Annotated in this window: 20 protein-coding genes; all 20 read right to left on the bottom strand. The window is 45.3% G+C overall.

The window, feature by feature from the left end:
- Nucleotides 1-115: 115 nt before the first annotated feature.
- The 20 genes from proS to ACT89M_RS11305 all read right to left on the bottom strand — a co-directional run bounded on the left by proS (nt 116) and on the right by ACT89M_RS11305 (nt 18,634).
- The gene (gene proS / locus ACT89M_RS11400; RefSeq protein WP_154886350.1) at nt 116-1,570 is read right to left on the bottom strand and encodes a proline--tRNA ligase; all 1,455 of its coding nucleotides are present in this window, start codon (nt 1,568-1,570) and stop codon (nt 116-118) included.
- Nucleotides 1,571-1,632: 62 nt separating this feature from the next.
- Complete coding sequence (gene rseP, locus ACT89M_RS11395) at nt 1,633-2,904, bottom strand: RIP metalloprotease RseP (RefSeq protein ID WP_154886351.1); 1,272 nt, start codon at nt 2,902-2,904, stop codon at nt 1,633-1,635.
- A 113-nt stretch (nt 2,905-3,017) separates the two neighbouring features.
- Nucleotides 3,018-4,157: a 1-deoxy-D-xylulose-5-phosphate reductoisomerase gene (locus ACT89M_RS11390; protein ID WP_090923840.1), complete on the bottom strand. Its 1,140-nt coding sequence runs from the start codon at nt 4,155-4,157 to the stop codon at nt 3,018-3,020.
- A 71-nt stretch (nt 4,158-4,228) separates the two neighbouring features.
- The gene (locus ACT89M_RS11385) at nt 4,229-5,023 is read right to left on the bottom strand and encodes a phosphatidate cytidylyltransferase (protein ID WP_308722035.1); all 795 of its coding nucleotides are present in this window, start codon (nt 5,021-5,023) and stop codon (nt 4,229-4,231) included.
- A gap of 16 nt (nt 5,024-5,039) precedes the next feature.
- Nucleotides 5,040-5,807, bottom strand: coding sequence for an undecaprenyl pyrophosphate synthase (uppS, locus tag ACT89M_RS11380; protein ID WP_090923842.1), 768 nt, complete (start codon nt 5,805-5,807; stop codon nt 5,040-5,042).
- An 89-nt stretch (nt 5,808-5,896) separates the two neighbouring features.
- Entirely contained in the window at nt 5,897-6,451 is a 555-nt protein-coding gene (gene frr, locus ACT89M_RS11375; RefSeq protein ID WP_090923843.1) for a ribosome recycling factor, read from the bottom strand.
- The gene (gene pyrH / locus ACT89M_RS11370; protein ID WP_090923844.1) at nt 6,451-7,179 is read right to left on the bottom strand and encodes a UMP kinase; all 729 of its coding nucleotides are present in this window, start codon (nt 7,177-7,179) and stop codon (nt 6,451-6,453) included. Before pyrH ends, frr begins: the two co-directional genes overlap by 1 nt.
- Nucleotides 7,180-7,410: 231 nt before the next feature.
- The gene (gene tsf / locus ACT89M_RS11365; protein WP_154886352.1) at nt 7,411-8,061 is read right to left on the bottom strand and encodes a translation elongation factor Ts; all 651 of its coding nucleotides are present in this window, start codon (nt 8,059-8,061) and stop codon (nt 7,411-7,413) included.
- 123 nt (nt 8,062-8,184) lie between these two features.
- Nucleotides 8,185-8,883, bottom strand: coding sequence for a 30S ribosomal protein S2 (gene rpsB, locus ACT89M_RS11360; RefSeq protein ID WP_024630243.1), 699 nt, complete (start codon nt 8,881-8,883; stop codon nt 8,185-8,187).
- A gap of 243 nt (nt 8,884-9,126) precedes the next feature.
- Nucleotides 9,127-9,717 carry an endolytic transglycosylase MltG gene (locus ACT89M_RS11355; RefSeq protein ID WP_154886353.1) on the bottom strand — a complete coding sequence of 197 codons (591 nt, stop codon included), beginning with the start codon at nt 9,715-9,717 and terminating at the stop codon, nt 9,127-9,129.
- 2 nt (nt 9,718-9,719) lie between these two features.
- Entirely contained in the window at nt 9,720-10,301 is a 582-nt protein-coding gene (locus tag ACT89M_RS11350; RefSeq protein ID WP_154886354.1) for a DUF6115 domain-containing protein, read from the bottom strand.
- A gap of 63 nt (nt 10,302-10,364) precedes the next feature.
- Nucleotides 10,365-10,679, bottom strand: coding sequence for a hypothetical protein (locus ACT89M_RS11345; RefSeq protein WP_154886355.1), 315 nt, complete (start codon nt 10,677-10,679; stop codon nt 10,365-10,367).
- Nucleotides 10,680-10,730: 51 nt separating this feature from the next.
- Nucleotides 10,731-12,140, bottom strand: a complete 1,410-nt coding sequence (locus ACT89M_RS11340) for a flagellar assembly protein A (RefSeq protein ID WP_308722036.1) — start codon at nt 12,138-12,140, stop codon at nt 10,731-10,733.
- Nucleotides 12,141-12,199: 59 nt separating this feature from the next.
- Nucleotides 12,200-12,988, bottom strand: coding sequence for a FliA/WhiG family RNA polymerase sigma factor (locus ACT89M_RS11335; RefSeq protein ID WP_090923849.1), 789 nt, complete (start codon nt 12,986-12,988; stop codon nt 12,200-12,202).
- A gap of 15 nt (nt 12,989-13,003) precedes the next feature.
- Nucleotides 13,004-13,444, bottom strand: a complete 441-nt coding sequence (locus tag ACT89M_RS11330; protein ID WP_090923850.1) for a hypothetical protein — start codon at nt 13,442-13,444, stop codon at nt 13,004-13,006.
- 3 nt (nt 13,445-13,447) lie between these two features.
- Entirely contained in the window at nt 13,448-13,945 is a 498-nt protein-coding gene (locus tag ACT89M_RS11325; protein ID WP_090923851.1) for a chemotaxis protein CheD, read from the bottom strand.
- On the bottom strand, nt 13,938-14,558 hold the full coding sequence (locus tag ACT89M_RS11320; protein ID WP_090923948.1) for a chemotaxis protein CheC: 621 nt from the start codon (nt 14,556-14,558) through the stop codon (nt 13,938-13,940). Before ACT89M_RS11320 ends, ACT89M_RS11325 begins: the two co-directional genes overlap by 8 nt.
- 9 nt (nt 14,559-14,567) lie before the next feature.
- On the bottom strand, nt 14,568-15,029 hold the full coding sequence (locus ACT89M_RS11315) for a chemotaxis protein CheW (protein ID WP_090923852.1): 462 nt from the start codon (nt 15,027-15,029) through the stop codon (nt 14,568-14,570).
- Between the two features lie 42 nt (nt 15,030-15,071).
- Nucleotides 15,072-17,150, bottom strand: a complete 2,079-nt coding sequence (locus ACT89M_RS11310; RefSeq protein ID WP_253495433.1) for a chemotaxis protein CheA — start codon at nt 17,148-17,150, stop codon at nt 15,072-15,074.
- Nucleotides 17,151-17,182: 32 nt separating this feature from the next.
- Nucleotides 17,183-18,634 carry a protein-glutamate methylesterase/protein-glutamine glutaminase gene (locus tag ACT89M_RS11305; RefSeq protein ID WP_308722037.1) on the bottom strand — a complete coding sequence of 484 codons (1,452 nt, stop codon included), beginning with the start codon at nt 18,632-18,634 and terminating at the stop codon, nt 17,183-17,185.
- Between the last annotated feature and the right edge of the window lie 5 nt (nt 18,635-18,639).

Raw genomic sequence — 18,639 nt, 5'->3', positions numbered from 1 at the left:
AGCCTCTGTATTCAAAAATGTCCCCGATCCGAACCCGCACCGATCCATTTTATCCGACAGAAGCTCTTCATTCATTACTAAACCGGTGAATAAGCTCTCTTCATCAAGCCGTCAACTAGTATGCTCTTGCAAACACAACAGTGTGCTGCGCTTTTTCACCACACGCCAGACATGTGTGCTTTTCTTCCGCAGGCTGGAACGGAATGTTCCGACTGGTTGCACCCGTGACTTCTCTTACTTTATCTTCACATACTTCTGACCCACACCAGCCAGCCAGTGTAAATCCGCGTTTGTTTTCCATCAGTTCTTTCATCTCATCCAGTGTGTCTACGGAGTAGAAGTTGTCTGACATAAATGTACGAGCACGATCAAGCATGTCTGCCTGAACTTGAGTTAACATCGTTTGAATCTCTTCAACGAGGTTTGCTTGCTCAACCACTTTCTTCTCTCCAGTAATACGGGAGACAAGAACACATACGCCGTTCTCCATATCACGAGGGCCAATCTCCAAACGGATCGGTACACCACGCATCTCATACTCGTTGAACTTCCAGCCTGGACGAACATCACTGCGATCATCCATTTTCACACGAATACCTGCTTTTTTCAGTTCAGCAAACAATTCATCCGCACGACCTACAACGGCATCACGTGTTTTTGGCGGTCCAATCGGGATCATCACCACTTGCGTTGGTGCCACTTTTGGCGGCAGCACAAGACCACGGTCATCTCCGTGAACCATAATCAAAGCTCCGATCAAACGTGTACTTGTTCCCCATGAAGTGGTATGCGCAAGTTCCAGAACGTTATTACGGCTCAAATATTGAATTTCAAAAGCTTTGGCAAAGTTCGTTCCCATGTAGTGAGAAGTACCTGCCTGTACGGCACGTCCATCTTTCATCATGGCTTCAATCGAGAACGTATCCACAGCCCCGGCAAACTTCTCGGATTTGGTCTTCTGCCCCGTAATAACCGGAATGGCAAGGTATTCTTCGACTACTTCACGGTAGATTTCAAGCATTTTCATCGTTTCTTCGCGAGCTTCTTCTTCTGTCTCGTGCGCTGTATGCCCCTCTTGCCACAGGAACTCACTCGTGCGAAGGAACGGCAACGTTCTCTTTTCCCAACGAACCACGTTAGCCCATTGGTTAATCAATACTGGCAGATCACGATAGGACTGAATCCATTTGGAGTACATATGTCCAATGATCGTTTCGGAAGTTGGGCGGATCGCCAAACGTTCTTCGAGCTTTTCTCCGCCTGCTTCAGTTACCCAAGGCAACTCAGGGTTAAACCCTTCTACGTGCTCTTTTTCCTTTTGGAAAAAGCTTTCGGGAATGAACATTGGGAAGTACGCGTTGCGATGGCCCGTTTCGCGGAAACGGCGATCCATCTCATCCTTGATGTGCTCCCAAATTTCGAAGCCGTCCGGTTTAAATACAATGCAGCCACGAACCGGTGAGTAGTCCATCAGATCTGCTTTTTTAATAACATCAATGTACCAGCGAGAGAAATCCTCACCCTGCGGTGTAATTTCTGTCACGAACTGTTTATCGTTTTCCTTTGACATAAGACTCCAGCGTCCTCCCATAACGACTAGTACTGAATACTCAGCACATAGTCAAACCGTAATTATCCGTTAATTAAACGTAGTATATCATTATATGTTACAGCCAGCATTAGCACAAAGAGCATCGCGAACCCGACAAAATGCACCATACCTTCCCGGTTAGGGTCAACCGGACGTCCACGCAACGCTTCGATTCCGAGGAAAACGAGACGGCTTCCATCAAGCGCAGGAATCGGGAGCAAATTGAAAATTCCCAAATAAAGGCTTAGAATCGCCGCCCATCTTGTTAATTGCTCGATACCTTGCTTGGCAATCTGACCAGTTACCTCAAACGTACGCACAGGTCCACCAATGTCATCCATGCTAAACTGATTAATCAAATGTCTGAATCCTTCAAAGATAACCCTGGTCGTATCCACCATAGCTACTCCCGAGAACTTGAACATTTCCACGAATCCAACAGAACGAGTCGGCAAGACAGGCGCAATGCCTACCTTTCCGCCTTCCTGACCTTCTACCGCACGAGGTGTAATCGTGACATTAAATGTCTCGTTCCCCCGACGCAGAGTCCATTCCATCGGCTTGTCTTTGGACTCAGCAATCATGGATACCATCTTCTTAGAATCCGTACCGATAACTGTACCGTTAATGGTTTCAATGATATCGCCCTTTTGTAGATTCGCTTGATCTGCCGCTCCGCCTTTAAACACTTCACCGATCTGCAAATTCTTTGGATTTTCCACCGGAACGCCTGCCATCTGTGCATAAACAGCGAACAGAACAAAAGCAAGAATAAAGTTCATGAGTGGACCTGCAAAAATTGCCATAGCGCGTTGAGCAACCGTTTTACTGCCGAACTGTCGATCTTTAGGCGCAATTTGTGTCTGCTTGCCTCGGCTGACCAACATTGCTTGTGGATGTATTTGATAATGCTGCACTTCGCCATCCACATCCAGTTGTAACTTAAGCGCGTTCTCCATATCAATGGAGATCACTTCACCGCGAATTACATTTTTACGGTTATCCAATTGGTCCAAATAGATCATTTTGACCTGATCGTCCACAGTTCGTACCGCTATGGTCTGTCCTTCTTGAATCTCAATCAGTTCCGGGTCTTCTCCTGCCATCCGTGCATATCCGCCAAAAGGCAGCAAGCGCAGTGTGAACTGCGTCTCATTTCTTTTATATGAGAATAATTTGGGACCAAAACCGATCGCAAATTCCCGTACAAGAATGCCGGCGCGCTTGGCAAAATAATAATGCCCCCATTCATGCACCGTTACGATGACAAAGAACATAAGCACCGTTAGAAATACCACTTGTATGGTTTCCAATCCCTATTCATCCTCCTTCACGGCACGTACCGCAGTCTGTCCCTCTAGACTATCATTATTCTCTAATCCCGCACAAGAGAATCGCTTCGTTCCGTTTACCTCAAAAAAAGAGATTACAGCACGGAAGCAAGCTTGCGGCTATCCTGATCACAGGCAGCAATTTGCTCCAGATCAGGGTTGTCCACATTTTGGTGCGCTTCTAGCACTGAGGCAATGATATCTTCTATTTTAAGGAATGAAATCTCTTTCCGCAAGAAACGTGCTACAGCAACCTCATTGGCTGCATTAAAAGCCGTCGTTGCAGTCCCTCCCATTTTACCACATTCATATGCCATTCTTAAACACGGGAAACGATCCATATCCATCTCCCTAAAATGAAGTTGTCCAACTTGGGCAAGAGACAACCGTTTTGCCGGAGAAGGCATACGGTCAGGATAGGTCAAAGCATATTGAATGGGGACACGCATATCCGGAGTACCAAGCTGCGCAATGATACTTGTGTCTTCAAATTCCACATAAGAATGAATGATGCTCTCTGGATGAAGTAGTACATCAATCTGTTCATAATCAAGACCAAACAACCAATGTGCCTCAATGACTTCAAGGCCTTTGTTAACCATCGTTGCTGAGTCAATCGTGATTTTTGAACCCATGGACCAGTTTGGATGCTTGAGTGCATCCTCTACAGTCACCTGCTGTAGTTGCTCACGTGTAAGATGTCGAAATGAACCACCTGATGCAGTCAATGTAATTCCAGCCACACTGGAGCGATTCTCTCCATTCAAACACTGGAAAATTGCCGAGTGTTCACTGTCAACAGGTAAAATAGAAACTCCTTTGGCTACTGCCCTCTCCATAACGATGTGTCCAGCTGTAACCAGAGTCTCCTTGTTGGCAAGTCCAATCTGTTTTCCGGACTCGATCGCTGCAAGCGTAGACTCCAGCCCAACACTTCCTACAACAGCCGTAACAACCGTGTCTGCATCTGTTCCTGCAGCAACCTCGATGAGACCTTCTGAACCGTAATACACTTTCGTGCCTGCTGGCACATGTGGAGCAATCTTATCAGCCAACTCTTTTGATCCTACCGAAATCTTTTTAGGCTGATAACGTCTAGCTTGCTCGATCAGCAAATCTGTATTGCCCCCTGCAGCTAGTGCTTCCACTTGAAAGTGTTCTGGATGCATATCAACAACATCCAATGTCTGTGTCCCAATCGACCCTGTCGAACCAAGAATCGCTATTTTTTTCATTAATGCACCTCACCTCTAACGAATCCAATGCTTGTGGGCGAGCCACCTTAGTCATCTTAAGCTGTCTTCTTCTAATATGGCAGTAGCATCAGTATATGTACAAATGGAAACACCACAATCCAACTGTCGCACCGATCCAGAATACCACCATGCCCAGGAAGAAGATTGCCTGAATCCTTAATGTTGTAAACGCGTTTGTAGGCTGACTGGATCAAGTCACCCATCTGACCAACTACTGCACAAGCAATCCCGATGAGAAATGCTCTCTGCCAGGAGAGCAAGCCATCTGATACCAAGGCAAACACCACCGCGGTGGCAATCGCAATAACAATGCCGCCGAGTGCGCCTTCCACGGTTTTGTTTGGACTGATCGAAGGCCAAAGTTTGTTTTTCCCAATCCACTTACCTACAAAATATGCTCCGGCATCACTTGCCCAGATTGAACCTAACAGAAGGAAAGTCCAGAATAAACCATGATATAAATGTCTAGACTCTGCGATGTAATAGAATCCTGTTCCAATATACAACACGCCGATGAAAAGCATAGCGACTGTATTAATTGGTAATCTGTTCTTAGTGACAACCGAAGCGGTCATCAAAATGAGCATGATGATCCACGAAATTTGAAACAAGGATAACGGTCTTACATCCCATACCATTTCCCAAGGAAATACCATAGAAACAATTCCAGCATATCCGATTAGGGCTACACCTGAAAACGGCTTCACCCCGGTCATTTTCACAAATTCATAATAACCGATGAGAGCCATAAGCAAGACCAATCCGTGATACCAAGGCCCGCCAAGCATACAAAAACCCAAAAACAACACACCTGCAATAATTCCAGTCGTTAATCGCTGTTTCAACGGCTTCATCCTCCATCTATTTCAAACCGCCGTAACGCCTTGTTCTGCGCTGATATTCGGCTACTGCTTCAAGCAGATGCTGTTTGCCAAATTCGGGCCAGTATATATCCGTAAACCATAATTCGCTATATGCAAGCTGCCATAACATAAAATTGCTCAGTCGCAGTTCTCCGCTCGTTCGAATCAACAGATCCGGATCTGGCATATCTGCGGTCAGCATATGTTTGTCGATGAGTTCAGGTGTGATATCTTCTGCAGCCAGCTCCCCCGACTTTACCTGCAGAGCAATGTCTCTCACACATTCCGTCATCTCCCGGCGGCTTCCATAGTTCATTGCAAAGTTCAACACCAGACCAGTGTTATGCTCCGTAAGACGAATAGCTTCCCGCAAAGCATTAACCGTATGTGAAGGCAGATGTTCCTCATGTCCCATCATACGGATACGTACATTTTTTTCGATCAGTTCTTCTAACTCAATAGCCAAAAACTCTTGCGGAAGTCTCATCAGAAAATCCACTTCTTCTTTTGGACGCGTCCAGTTTTCTGTCGAAAAAGCGTACATCGTCAGATATTTGATGCCCAGTTCATCCGCCGCGATGGTTGCACGTTTGACTGCCTTCATGCCGTTCTGGTGTCCAGCTATACGCGGGAGACCCAGACGTTTGGCCCATCGTCCATTGCCGTCCATAATGATGGCGACGTGCTGCGGGATATTATCCTCGGATATAGTCAGCGTTTCCTGCTTGTCAGCCCCATTCCACCACGACCGAACCCGTTTGATCATTCCTGTTCCTCCAAAATCCCTGAAGTTTCTTCATCTGAAGCTTGGAAAAAGAGACAAAACCCCACCGTATTGGAGGGGCTGCGCTTGTCTTACACTTCCATGATTTCTTTTTCTTTGGCAGCAAGTACCTTATCGACTTCAGCGATAAATTTATCAGTCGACTTTTGGATGTCGTCCTGATGTCTCCGGGATTCATCTTCGGAAATCTCGGACTTTTCCATTTTCTTAATATCATCATTCGCATCACGGCGAATGTTACGAATCGCAACTTTACCTTCTTCGCCAAACTTTTTGGTTAGTTTGACAAGTTCAGCTCTACGCTCTTCCGTCAGCGGCGGAATAGCGAGACGAATCATACTGCCATCGTTAGCCGGGGTCAGACCCAGGTCTGATTTCATAATCGCACGTTCGATATCACTCATCGCTGATTTGTCCCAAGGCTGAATCATCAATGTCCGGGAATCCGGTGTACTGATATTTGCCAATTGGTTCAGAGGTGTCATTGCACCATAATACTCAACTTGCACACGATCCAGAAGAGCAGGCGTTGCACGACCTGCACGCAACGTAGCTAGGTCACGGCGCAATGCCTGAATCGCTTTTTCCATACGCTCTTCAGCATGTTGTTTAACTGCTTGTGGCATTAATCTACACTCCCTTTAACGATTGTCCCGATACGCTCGCCCAGAACAACACGTTTGATGTTACCTTGTTCAGTAATGTTGAATACAATCAACGGAATGTTGTTATCCATGCAGAGCGAGGACGCCGTTGAATCCATTACGCCAAGGTTTTTGTTAAGTACATCCAGGTATGTCAACTGCTCAAACTTTTCAGCTGTGCTGTCTTTGAATGGATCTGCCGAATAGACACCATCCACTTTATTTTTGGCCATCAAGATCACTTCTGCTTCAATCTCCGCTGCGCGCAGTGCTGCTGTTGTATCCGTGGAGAAGAACGGATTACCTGTACCTGCTGCAAAAATAACGACACGGCCTTTCTCCAGATGACGAATGGCTTTACGACGAATGTACGGCTCAGCAATCTGCTGCATAGCAATTGATGTCTGCACACGAGTTGGCACTTCAATCTGTTCAAGTGCGTCTTGCAGCGCCAGAGAGTTCATCACCGTCGCGAGCATACCCATATAGTCCGCAGTTGCACGATCAATCCCGTTTTCACTGCCAGCAATGCCGCGCCAGATGTTTCCTCCGCCGCATACAATCGCAACCTGTACGCCAAGCGCAACTACATCTTTTACCTGCTGGGCAATGGATGAGATCGTTACTGCATCAATGCCATAGCCGTTTTGACCGGAAAGAGACTCTCCGCTCACCTTTAAGACAACACGTTTAAATACTGGCTGTTCCAATTGTTCACCCTCCACTTTGAATTGAACACCTTCCAGTGTCCAACCAACAAAACTTCTCGCGCATGGACTCCTGCTTAAAAAGAAAGGAACACAGAAGTGTTCCGCTCTTTTAGGAAAAACAAATTGCCGTTCAGTCATTGTTTTCCTGAGATATAAGGGAGTTTACGCTTCGAAGTTTCATCATTCTTATATCTTCGAAAATCAATCCTGCTTTGTCGGCTTGATAACGTCTTATTTGTTAACTTGGGACATAACTTCTTCTACGAAGTTATCCACTTTTTTCTCCAAACCTTCACCCAGTTCGTAACGAACGAAACGACGGATGGAGATGTTTTCACCAATTTGGCTGATTTTTTCATTCAACAATTGGGAAATTGTTTTGTCTGGATCTTTAACAAAAGTTTGTTCCAACAGGCAATATTCTTCGTAGTATTTACCGATACGGCCTTCAACCATTTTTTCAATGATTTTTTCTGGTTTACCTTCGTTAAGAGCTTGAGCTTTCAAGATTTCTTTTTCTTTTTCCAACTCATCTGTAGGAACTTCTTCGCGTGTAACATATTTAGGATTAGCTGCAGCGATTTGCATAGCTACGTCTCTAACGAAATCCTTAAATTGATCTGTTTTACCAACGAAGTCAGTTTCGCAGTTAACTTCAACCAAGACACCGATACGTCCGCCAGCGTGGATGTAAGATTCTACAGCGCCTTCAGTAGCTGCACGACCTGCTTTGCTTGCTGCTGCAGAAAGACCTTTTTCACGCAACAATTCAGCCGCTTTCGTTACATCACCGTTGGCTTCTTCCAGTGCTTTCTTACAATCGAGCATACCAGCGCCCGTTCTTTCGCGAAGTTCTTTTACTGCACTCGCATTAACTGCCATTATAAATTCCCTCCAGATTAAGTATTGTACGTACACGTACACTCTAAAAAAAGGGCAGTGAGAGGTTATCCACCTACCAACCACCCTTTTCATTTAATTCATGAATGTTATGTTCGAAAACTATTAAGCGGAAGTTTCTTCGCCTTGGTTAGCTTCGATAACGGCATCAGCCATTTTACCTGTCAGCAATTTAACAGCGCGGATCGCGTCGTCATTACCTGGGATAACATAATCGATCTCGTCTGGATCGCAGTTAGTATCAACGATACCAACGATTGGGATACCCAATTTGCGAGCTTCAGCAACAGCGATACGCTCTTTGCGTGGATCGATGATGAACAGGGCGCTAGGCAGGCCTTTCATATTTTTAATACCGCCCAAGAATTTCTCGAGACGATCTTTTTCTTTGCGAAGCAAGATAACTTCTTTTTTAGGCAGAACAGCGAAAGTACCGTCTTCTTCCCAAGCTTCCAACTGTTTCAAACGATCAATACGTTTTTGAATAGTAGAGAAGTTAGTCAGGGTACCGCCGAGCCAACGTTGGTTAATGTAGAATTGACCAGCGCGTTCAGCTTCTTCTTTAACGGAGTCTTGAGCTTGTTTTTTAGTACCTACGAAAAGAATAGTACCATTCTCGCCTGCGATTCCTTTAACGAAGTTGTAAGCCTCTTCGACTTTTTTCACCGTTTTTTGCAAATCGATGATGTAAATTCCGTTTCTTTCAGTGAAGATATAACGATCCATTTTTGGGTTCCAACGACGAGTCTGGTGACCGAAGTGTACCCCAGCTTCGAGAAGCTGCTTCATGGAGATTACTGCCATCTTCACACACCTCCTAATATGGTTTTTTATTGTGTCCTCCGCCAGCATCATTTTTCGCTAAGACTCTCCATTAGGAAAGCACCCTCAACAAAATTAGCACAGCGTGTGTTTTAACACCGTTATCTAATATATCATAAGTGTCAGTCTGTTGCAACATTATCTAAATCTAAATTTTATAGTTACATTATATCAAAAATAATCCATCTACCATCAAAAAGAACCGTCCAGTCCGAGCATGTACGCTCAGCTTGACGGTTCTTTGGTAATTTTGGCGATAATCGACTTAAAACTCTCACCCTTTTCAAGAGAGTATGTGCCCACTTGAATTTTTTTATTAATACCTTGAGACTTCCCTGCCTTGATAAAGGCTTGTGCATCGTCCACAATACCGGCTTCTTTCAGATTTTCGGCAACCATAACCAAACTATTTCCAGAACGAACCTTAAATGTTACGGCCGGTCCATTAGGTTTAGTTGGCGTCACAGGTGTATTCGTCTTGGGTTGATCTGTCTGTGGCTGCGTTGGTTCTGTCGGTTCTGCAGCAGAGGTGGTTTGCTGTGGTTTTTCAGCTGACTTCCCTTGCATCTGGCTGCTTTCCTGCTTTTTCTTTGACACCCATTCGGCTTCAGTATATAACTCGTCCTGAGTACCAACCAGTTTCATATCCAGACTCTTTGCTGCTGTTTCCAATTGTTCTTTCGTCCAATTGTCACGTTGTACCGGTTCCAAATTACTGTCAGACAGGGCTTTTTGCCCCACCGTAGCTAGTTGAAGCAAGATTGCTCCTGTAATCATGCCACTTCCTATACCAATCCACAAAGATCGCTTGTCCATGGTCAGCTCTCCTCCCGCTCTGCAAGCTGCAGTATTAATTGCACCTCACCAAGCTGTATGCCTGTTTGTCTAGAAATAGCATCCATAGACTTTCCTTCATCATGTAGCCTAAAAAGCTCTGTGTAACGATCTTTAATCGATTCACGCTTCTGATCTTTTTCTTGCTGCGGGTTATCTTGTAGCTCTGATGCTGATGCAATTTGTTGATTCGTTTCAGCCCTGACACTGTCCATGAGGCTTTGTGCTTGTAACCCCTCTGATCTCTGACCCGTTATGTTCTCTGCAGTGCTGAATTCAGTTGTCTTAACCTTTTGCTGCTCCAGCTGGTCAAGCCGTTGTTGTAATTCCTGAAGCTGTGACTGCATCCGATGATCTGCTGCGGTGGCTTCACCTTTGAGTTCAGCCACACGTTGAATAAGAGCATCGTTATCTTGTTCAATCTCTGTCATATAATGTTCGAGCGTTGACTCCATCTCCTGCACCAACTGATGCGATGGTTGCTGTACTTTGTCCTTACGAGGCATTATGAATGCATAAGCAATTGCGCAAGCTCCTAATATGACAATAATGATCCATGGTGACAAATTGCTTCTCTCCTTTTGTTACGACCACCCTCGGGCGCAAGCTTCCAGCATGTTTGTAGTCTTTTACATAGACAGATCAATATGTTTACCTTTGTAGGGATGTTCAGCAAGTTTCAAGTGCTCCTGATCATCCATCGTCTCCCGTCCATCAGTCCCACTATGCTGGTCTCGCCCGTCTGCATGACCATCTCGTACCGAAGTATGCGATGTCTCAGCCATGGCTTCACTGCGCTGCCGTGCCTCATTGGCTTCTTTATTCGTCTGTTCGGCGAGCAGATTCTGGTCAGTAACCGGTCTCTGCTGGGCTTCACTTTGATATCGTCCCGCTTCACTCGTTCGCGGTACCGCAATCTGCAACTCCACTGCTTTGAAACTCATACGCTCACCTCACGGTTTCGAATGGATTTCCTCAAAAGGATGTTGCTGGTTTTAAACGTACGGCACCATGGTAATATCTCCGTCCTGATAATAAAATGACATTCGGCTAACGGGATCTTTAATAAATTTCGTATATCTGCCGATAACTATTTTAGAGCCCCCGTAGATCATCTTCAAAATATCAACACGAGCTCTGCTTGTATCTTCAAGTACCTTTTCAATTTCCAAGATACGCATTTTCATTTCTTCACTCTGATGAAGAGCCGATTTTTGAGTTGAGTTTAATTTGATTCTCATCGCCATCTTGTCTGGCGTTAGTTGTCCTGCTGCAGCCAGCTGATCAAGTAGAGTCAATGCTTTCTTGGTTTTATCCAAGGAGCCCATCTGTTCTCTCATTTCTTTACGCAATTCATTCATTTCGTTTCGGAGTCTTGGTAGCACGCCAACCTCAATCGAGGTGACTGTCGACATCGTGTTACCAATAACACGCGCAGATACGTGCTCTCCGGCCTGTGTTGAGCCGCCAACGATAAGTCCTTTTGTTCCTGCACAGATTACAGCATGACCCGCACGGACATTGGAGTGCATAATACTTTGGGATACAAGTACATCTTCACCTGCATCAACATTGCCTTCTTGAATGAATGTGCATTTCACATGATGCCCGGCATGAATTAAACCTTTGTTGTAACCGATGATGCCACCGGTAATTTCGATAGAGCCACCTGCCTCCAGTTCTGCTCCTTCGACACCTCCGACGACACGAATGTCACCTGCCGCTTTTACCTTAAAGCCAGTTAGTACATTGCCTCGGATCACGACATTACCTACAAAGTCAATATTTCCATGCTTATAATCGACATCACCATTGACTTCGTACACTGGAAATACGTTAAGCTTGTTTCCATCTGTCCTGCTCACCAAGCCGTCAATTGCAGCATACATCGCAGAACCGTCAGGACTGACAACAACGTTTTTTCCAACTTTGAATCGGGCTTCTTTTCCGGAACGAAAAGGGATTTCTTCACCAGTCACTGCTTTACCTGGTGTGCCATCTACAGGATCGATACGCTTTGCAATGATCTGACCACTGCGCACATTATCTAACTGTATCAGCTCTTTGTAATCCACTTTTCCATCTTCTGCTTCAAGTGGCCGTTGCTCTCTGTCATCTTCTTTACCAATCAAAACTTGAATATATCCATCAATCCCTTGTACAGGAGAAACGCCTTCGGCTATCTTGCATTTATCTTTCAGGTAGGCAGACGGCTTATTCACAAATACTAGTAATGCTTCTCGCAATAGACCATGCTTAACGCCCTTGCTCTCCACAAATTGTTCAAGCTCTTCCGTGGTACAGGAAAAGCCTTCTTCTTCGTTGTAATATTCAAGATAAGCGATGCATTTATCATCGGATAAAACAACGTTTAGTGATTTTTCCATAACAGTCCGTTGTGTCAACGCAGATCTTCCTCCTTATTAGCCTGTCCACTCCCTATACGTATCTTAACTTCTGCTCTCTAGTCTTTACGCATCAGTAGATCTTTTTGTTTATCCAGTGTGCCGCGAAGCCGCAATATAGCTTTGGAATGTAGTTGGGAGATACGAGACGGCGAAAGAGACATGACCTCTGCAATTTCACTTAAAGAAAGGTCTTCGTAATATAAAAGGGAGACCACCGTTCGTTCTTTCACTGTCAGCTTCTCAAGCCCTTGGACCAGCGCTTCTTTTAAATAAAATTCATTGACTTTATAATCCGGATTTTTGGCTTTTTCATCTACCATTAAAGACAGACGTGTCTCTGACTCTTCTTCCCGGATCGGATCTTCCAGCGAGCAGAGCGACATAACTGCCACCTCCTGAAGCATATGTTGAAAATCCTTTGTTGACACGTCCAGATACTGGCTCATTTCTTCATCACTCACAGAACGCAAATAGGTCTGCTCCAATTGCTGGTAGGCATCTTCAATCCGTTTCGCTTTTTCACGTACAGATCTGGGAACCCAGTCTCCTTGACGCAATCCGTCGAGTATGGCTCCGCGAACCCTCCATGAAGCATATGTCTCGAATTGCAAGCCTCGTTCATAATCGAATTTTTCCAGTGCATCAATTAGACCCATTACCCCGTTGCTTTCCAAGTCATCTTTCGGAACGTTTTTGGGTAAACCAACGGCCAGACGGCCTGACACATAGTTAACAATATGAAGATATTTTTCGATCAACAATTTCTTTGCTTCAAGATCTCCGTATTCTTTCCACTTTTCCCACAGATCTGAATGGTTCAAATGTGAAGCTTTACGCTCGTTCAATTGCTTTCACCCTCCTTATTTGTCTGTCAGGTGACGAACGGCCTGCGCCAACTCCTCCGGGTCCTTGGTCCGGACAAGTTTAGGCGGATCCAAGGGAGCAAATCCCGTTGGAGCTTTCGTCTCAGATGGCGGATGATTAGCCCCGGCGGAGTCGCTCTGTCCGTTCTTGAGCAAGTCATTCAGCTCTTGTCCATCGTCTTCGAGTTTGATGTCCACCTGTGAACCTCTTAGATCTTGAGTGCCCTCTGAAGCATAACCAGATCCATTTTCTACATGAGGGCTAAACAATATGCCCAATCCCCAACGCAGACCATATGCAAGAACATACCAGGCTGCGAATCCAATTAATCCGCGTATTAAACTGGTCATCAACACATTGCTGCTGAATGCTACAAAAAAAGTCAGAACGAATCCGACTATGCCTGCTCCAAGATTAATGCGGTAGTTTCCTATCATGTATTATAATTCCTTTACACCCATTTGTACGCTGCGAATAGTTAAAAGTCCTGTCTCACAATTCATTTCGATAGTTCGACCGTAATTTCCTCCTGTATCTTCGCCCAAAAGTGGAATTTTGAGCTGTTCCAACATTTCTCGACAGGAGTCTGCATTTCGCGGTCCAATTCGCATTGTATCTCCTGCACCCGAGAAAGCAAACATCTGCGAACCTCCGGCCATCTTAGATACAATTCGCGATTGAGACGCGCCCATTTTCAGCATCTTCTCAAGCAATTCTGGCAATGCTGTATCCGCGTATTTAGCCGTGTTCAAATTACCCTCCCGGGCAATCTCTGAACTCGGAAGCATGACATGTGCCATTCCAGCGAGTTTCAACTGTGGGTCATACATCGTTAGCCCCACACACGACCCTAAGCCAGTTGTACGGATTACGCCAGGAAGTTGAGCGATATTCAGATCCGCCATACCGACTTTAACGATGCTTTTGTCCTCAATCATTGTCCAGTGGCACCCCTAGCGATTCAAAAATCTTTGCAAATGACGGCGGATCAGGAATCAGGAAAAATTGCCCTTCTACTTGATCTCTACCTTCAAAGAAAGAAGTATCAATTAACAATGCCGCATCGCCCATCTCTCCAAATTGCAACAGTCCATAACTAAGGATTGCTCCCGCCATATCAATTGCAAGCCCCGGCACCGTTGGGTACATCGATAACTTTGTGAAATCCGCCAGAGAAGACAGGTAAGATCCAGCCAGAATGTTTCCGATCTCAGATAGAGCTGAATGTTCCATTTCAGTGAACGCCAAACCTTCTTTCAGCTCAAAACCAGCGAGGCGGTTCAACAACAATTTAGCAGCCTCTGGTGTCATCATAAAGAAGAGATTACCAGGCGCTTCACCTTCTACACGAAGAAATATTGTGACTACAATGCGCTCATCACCACCCACTTTTTCAGCAATCTCCTCAAATGGAAGCATCTGAACGGTGGGTACGCCCATATCAATCGGTCTGTTAAGGAGTTGAGACAACGCCGTAGCGGCGTTGCCTGCTCCAATATTACCGACCTCTTTGAGCACATCCATTTGGAAACCCTCAAATCGGTTAAACATCTCCACGTGCTAGCCCTCAACACTTTCCAGCTGCACAATCTCGCTTTTATTTAATACTTCGTTAAGGTTAAGCATAATCAACAAGCGGCCATCATCCAATTTTGCAACACCACGAAGATATCTCGCTTTCACGCCACCAACCACTTCAGGCGGAGTATCGATCGAACTGCTTTTAATGTCGATAACATCATTGGCAGAGTCAACGATAAAACCAACCTGCATATCGTCAACACCAACAATGACGATCCGCGTTTGATCTGTATATTCCGTTTCCGCAAGGGAGAAGCGTCCGCGGAGATCAATAACCGGAATAACAACACCACGCAGGTTGATAACTCCTTTTACAAATGAAAGTGTTTTGGGAACGCGGGTAATGGGCATCATGCGCTCAATAGTCTGAACCTTGTCTACCTCAATTCCGTACTCTTCGGTTCCCAATTTAAAGACGATGACCTTCAACTCTTCTTCCATGTAAAAAACCTCCCTATTCGATTTAAAACTCCATTACTATGCTTATTTAATAAATGCGTTTGGATCAAGAATCAAAGCCACTTGTCCATCTCCAAGTATCGTCGCACCGGAGATTCCTTCAATCGCAGGAAGATACGTGCCCATAGACTTCAGAACTATTTCGCTCTGACCAATGAATTCTTCAACAGCGACAGCTGCCAGACGCTCTCCTTTTCGAATCACAACAATCTCAGTTTCTTTCTCATCCGCATCGTTGAAATCCGGCACTCCGAAAACTTCGCTTAATGACAGATAAGGAATCAAAGACTCGCGGAACGTAATCATTTTATTACCATGGATATTACGAACTTGCTCTCGCTGTACAATCGCGGTCTCTACGATCGAAGACAATGGAACTGCATACTTCTCTGAACCAAGTCGTACCAGCATCGCTGCAATGATAGACAGTGTCAATGGAAGCTGTACGGAGAAGTTAGTACCTTTGCCTGGAGTCGACGTAATCGTTACATTACCGCCAAGCGAAGTGATTTTTGATTTTACAACGTCCAGACCTACTCCGCGGCCTGAAATATCCGAGATTTTATCAGCTGTACTAAATCCAGGGGCGAACAACAATTGATTGACTTCATCATCGCTCATTTTCGCACCTTGCTCCTCCGTCACAACGCCTCGTTTGATCGCTGTTTGCAGGAGTTTGTCACGATAAATCCCTTTACCATCATCTTCAATCTCAATAAACACGTGGTTACCACTGTGGAAAGCTCGCAGGTTAACTGTACCCATTTCCGGTTTTCCAGCCGCAACCCGCTCCGAGATCGATTCAACACCATGGTCAACCGCATTACGCAACAGATGCACAAGCGGATCTCCGATTTCATCAATAACCGTTCTGTCCAGCTCTGTTTCAGCACCTGTAATGACGAGATCGATCTTTTTATCCAATGTTTTAGCCAAATCACGAATCATCCGTGGGAAGCGGTTAAAGACGGTATCAACCGGAACCATCCGCAATTTCAGTACGATGTTCTGCAAGTCCGTACTCACACGGCTCAAGTGAGCTACAGTATCCGACAGATCGTTATTGCCTGTCTCACTTGCTAATTGTTCAAGGCGTGAACGGTCAATCAATAATTCGCTGAACAAGTTCATCAGCACATCAAGACGCTCAATGTCAACACGAATTGTGCGTGAAGGTGCGGCTGCCTGTTTTGGCGTTGCTGCCTTCGCGGGAGCTGCTTTGCCTTCTTCTTGAGGTTTAGAATCTAAAACAGGCGTATCCTTACCAACCTCAGGTGCTGGTGCTGGTGCTGCTTCTACCGCAACCGCGGCTGCCGCCTGATTGGTCATCTGTTGCAACGTTTCTTGATCCAGCTGAATCAATTTGGCACTCTCAATTTCCGAGATGCTCATAATACCCTTTTCCAGTTCTTGCGCCTCTTTGGTCGTTATGTAATACAACGAGAAACTGCGCTCAAACTTCTCTTGCTCGATATCCTGAACAGAAGGATAGGCTTTAACAACCTCACCTGAACGCTCAAGCATGTCAAATACCATGTATGCCCGAACACCTTTTAACTGACTATGCTCACTCACAAGGACGTCAACGTAGAATACACGGTGACCTTCTGCGATCGACTGATCAAGAACTGAATATTGGAATTCATCCAGTTCTACAGCATTGGAGATCGAGGAGTTCGTTTGCTTGTCTACCTTTGCAACAGGAGCACTGCCTCCTGTCCATTCGCCACTTTCAATAGCCTGAAGCGAAGCAACAATGGAGGAGACATCCGCTTTACCTTCACCGCCACCTGTAATATCCTGAACCATAGTCTCCAAAGCATCCAAACTTTTGAACATGGTGTCAAAAATGTAATCCTGCATTTTCAGCTTTTCATTACGAACCATATCCAGTACATTTTCCATTTTGTGTGTCAGTGAAGCCAAATCCTCGAACCCCATGGTTGCCGCCATACCTTTGAGAGTATGAGCTGAACGGAAGATGACCTGCACTATACCCAGATCTTCCGGATTCGCTTCTAGTTGTAGCATGTTTTCGTTAAGAGATTGTAGATGATCGTTAGACTCATCAATAAACATGGATAAATATTGGTTCATGTCCATTGTGAGGCACCTCCTCCGTAAGTTACACTCCGTTATTTCACTGCTTGAACAAGTTTTGGCGCAATCTCCTGCAGGGGCAGAAGATGACGCACGCATTGCAGCTCCACAGCTGAACGCGGCATACCATAGACAACACAAGTTTCTTCATTTTCGGCAAACGTTGATGTGACTCCAGTCTCGTATAATTTTTTCATCATACGCGCCCCGTCGCTCCCCATACCTGTCAGAAGAACAAGATGTCGTTGTAAAGATGTAAACGGCAGAAGCGACTCAAACATCGTATCCACTGAAGGTCTGTGACCATTCACCTGTTGATCCTCACTCAACTTCAAGATAAACCTTCCATCTGCTGTCTTGTGAACTCTCAAATGGAAACCACCAGGTGCGATATAAGCCGTTCCTTTTTTAAGCACCATACCGTCTTCTGCCTCGACTACATGGAGCGGACTAAATGTATTCAACCGTTGTGCAAGTGAACGGGTGAAATTAGGCGGCATATGCTGCACAATAATAACTGGCGCCGGCAAATCCGATGGCAACTGCTCCAATAAAGTCTTGAGAGCTCTTGGTCCACCGGTTGAAGAACCGATCGCAACAAGTTTGTTGAACGATCCTTCCGATCCCGCTGAAGTTTTAAAAGCCGTATTAAGTTTAGTTGGCTCCTTCGCAGGAACAGGTGCAGACGCAGAACTGGTTGCTGGCTGTTTCGTCTGGAGTCGAGGAACCTCTGGCGATCTAACCTCTTTACGAGCTTGCAGTGAACTCACAGGCGGCTTACTTGGTATATCCGTTTTCGTACGAGGAGATTGATCAGGCTTACCTAAGCCATCCTTTTTCGTGATCGTACGCTCCGATTTCGGAGGAGAAAGCGGGACACTCGGTTGCTTTTTAGCCTGTAAGACTCCAGTACGCTCTTCAAATGAATTCTCTCTTTTTGGAAGTATCGGCGGAACTGTTTTTTGAAGCGGTTCAACAACTTCCTTCGACGTTTCTTCCTTCTTTACCGGTTGTGCTGGAGGAATTACAGTATTGCGGGAAGCCTCCATTTTTTTGATCGATTCTTTACGCTCAGCTTTTCGCTTCACTTCATGCATGGCAGCACGCATTCGTTCAACCAATGCTTTACCAACCTGAGCAATATCCTGATCATGCACAACAGACGGCTTACGAATAAAGTCAAATGCACCAGCTTCGAGAGCCATAATTGTCTCTTTCATACCTTGTTCATTAATACCAGAGAGCATAATCACAGGAATGAAGGAATCCTCCATTATGGATTTAAGCGCATCCAGCCCATTCATTTCCGGCATTTCAACATCCATTGTGATCATATCAGGTTTCAACTCTAATGCTTTTTGTATGGCTTCTTTGCCGTTTGACGCTGTGGCCGTAACCTTGAACTCTGAGTCCGCTTCAATTAAATCCGTCACAATTTTGCGCATAAAAGCGGAATCATCGACAACCAATACTTGATAGACCGCCATATTGT

The organism is Paenibacillus sp. NN59 (genome assembly GCF_057597225.1).
This window is presented reverse-complemented; position numbering and strand designations above follow the sequence as displayed.